Consider the following 2,294-nt stretch of genomic DNA (forward strand, 5'->3'; position numbering starts at 1 on the left):
GCGCCTGCCGACGGTCCACTTCGGCACCATCCTGACCGGCGACTGCTTCATCAACGCCGAGGACCATCGGCAGCGCCTGTATGGCGAGTTCGCCGCCAAGGCGGTCGAGATGGAAGGCGGCGCGGTCGCCCAGGTGGCGCGCCGCTGGGGCGGCGACATCCCGTTCGTCAACGTGCGCTGCCTGAGCGACCTCGCCGGCCGCAGCAGCCATCTCGACTTCCGCGCCTTCCTGCCGATCGCGGCGCAATACGCATCGCAGGTCGCGCATCGGCTCGCGCCGGTGATCTGACGCAGCCGTTTCTTCCGTTATTCGCGCGTTTGGCAAAAACGGTGAAAACGGTCGAAAACGGCGGAGGGGCGGAGGTTGGCGCCGCTGTCGAAATCTCGCAATATCATTCGTGCTCCTGCACACGCGGGCATTGCCTCGCACGCAGACCATTAAGCACGGTTGCGGCACCAACACCTATTATGGGCAATGGCCATGGGAAAATGCCGCTTCCCATCGTGCCTCAAACGCCGGCCATTGCCCATAATGAGACTCGCGAGAACGAGTTATTCACAGGCTGTTCTCCTTCAGAGGCAGGCCGATCCTTTAGGCGCGAGCACGAATATCCCCTCTGACGTCGAGACGAAAAGCGCGCCGCTGCGGGGGCTGGCAGTTCGAGAGATAGCGTAGATCGTCGCGCGATCGCTCAGGCCCGGCAGCACGATCGGCGTCGCCGCCCAGTCCTTGTCGAACAGGACAAGCTGGTCGCGTAACCAGCCGACCACGCCGCTTCCCGGCCAGTCGAATAGGCGATAGGGCACGATCTGCGGGACGGACCGCAGCCGGCCGTCGATCACGGTCTCTGCTCGACCCGGCACACGCACCGTTGCGCGGCCGATCCCGGACAGGTCGTCGATGTAGGGTTCGATGGAGCTCGTCCAGCCCGAGTCGGCAACCAAGGTCGCGCGTTCGCCATCGTAGAGGTACAGACCGTCAGGGCCGCGCAACACCACCTTTCCCAGGCTGGGAAGGTCGTGCGCCGACATGGAAGAGCTGGTGATGGGCTTCGGTAAGCCCGGCGGCAGGCCGGGAATATCCTCGAACTGTGCCCCGCGCAGCCGTTGCCAACGCGGCTCTCCGATGTTCAGGAACCCGCCTGAGCCATAGTGCAGCAGCTCTCCGAGCAGGGCCGAGCGAAAGAAGGTATTGGCTGCGTCGTTGACCGGCGTGTCGGCAAGAGTGTGCGTGGTGAAGGCGGCGCTATTTTTGCGGCGGATCGCGAGGATGGTCTTCTGGCCGATATAGATCGCAGCACCCGAGCGAGGAGCATCCAGCACGTCGCCAAACTCCCAGCGTCCAAGCGTTTCCAGTCGATGCCAGCGCCCTGCGTCCGTACGCACCCAAAGGCGTTGATCCAGATCGACCGCAACCGTGGCTTCCAGGACATCGGAGTCGTAGACGGCCGTCAGTCCGCGAATGCCCTGTCCGCGGAACTCGCCCTCCATCGCCCACGGCTCCAGGGCGTCGCGTCCGACCACCATGGCGTGCCAATCGCCGGTGAAGGCGACGCTGATCCGCTGCCGGGGAAGCACGAAAGCATTGTTGAAGGCGTTTCCGACCAGGCGAAAAGCGTTGGCGCCCCGATCGAGAACCGAGGTGGCGTGGGCCCAGGTTGTCGCCACCACGCGGCCGCTCCAGGGCTCGCGCTTCTGCCGCCGGGCGTCGAGGTAGCTCTCCAGTGGCCAGAAGCCCGCGTACGGCGCGAGGCGATGACCGTTGATCCACCATCGGCCTTCGCGTCCCGGGATCGTGATCACGGGGCTCGGCAGACCGGTGACAAGGTCAAGCGAGACAAAGCGACTGGGGATCGGGCGTTGGCCGGACTCGTCCAGCACCGGGGAGGCGCAAACTTCTTGTGCTGCCGCTCTTCCGGCGGCTGCCAGTAGGAGCGCAAACAAAGGCGCTGCAAGGCGCTTCAACACGTATCGCAGAGTGCCATGCAGCGGAGAGGATTGCCCGCGCGACGAGGTAACGTTTGCTACAGCGCCTTGAGCACGCGTCCCGCGACGGCCTCGAGCTTCTTCACCATCCCCGGCGCGCGGGCGGCGGGGGAAGTGATGAGCGCATGCTCCAGCGCACGGTCGCAGCCGGCGGGGCAGGGCACGGGCCGCGTCTTGCGGAGCCGTGGCGCCATCCTCTCCACCAGGGTCTTGGCGCGCTCGGCATTGTCGAGCAGCACGCGGACGATGTCGGCGACCTGCACATGGTCATGGTCGGGATGCCAGCAGTCGAAGTCGGTGACCATGGC

At 65.5% G+C, this 2,294-nt stretch carries 1 protein-coding gene and 2 pseudogenes; 1 reads left to right on the plus strand and 2 read right to left on the minus strand.

What is annotated here, in order from left to right:
- Positions 1–289, plus strand: a pseudogene (locus VGM71_RS00540) (5'-methylthioadenosine/S-adenosylhomocysteine nucleosidase); the annotation flags it as partial.
- A 284-nt stretch (positions 290–573) separates the two neighbouring features.
- Here VGM71_RS00540 and VGM71_RS00545 read toward each other — a convergent pair.
- The gene (locus tag VGM71_RS00545) at positions 574–1,803 is read right to left on the minus strand and encodes a hypothetical protein (protein WP_331541801.1); all 1,230 of its coding nucleotides are present in this window, start codon (positions 1,801–1,803) and stop codon (positions 574–576) included.
- A gap of 221 nt (positions 1,804–2,024) precedes the next feature.
- A pseudogene (locus VGM71_RS00550) lies at positions 2,025–2,294 on the minus strand (S-methyl-5'-thioadenosine phosphorylase); the annotation flags it as partial.

It is taken from the genome of Luteibacter sp., assembly GCF_036499525.1.
GTDB lineage: Bacteria > Pseudomonadota > Gammaproteobacteria > Xanthomonadales > Rhodanobacteraceae > Luteibacter.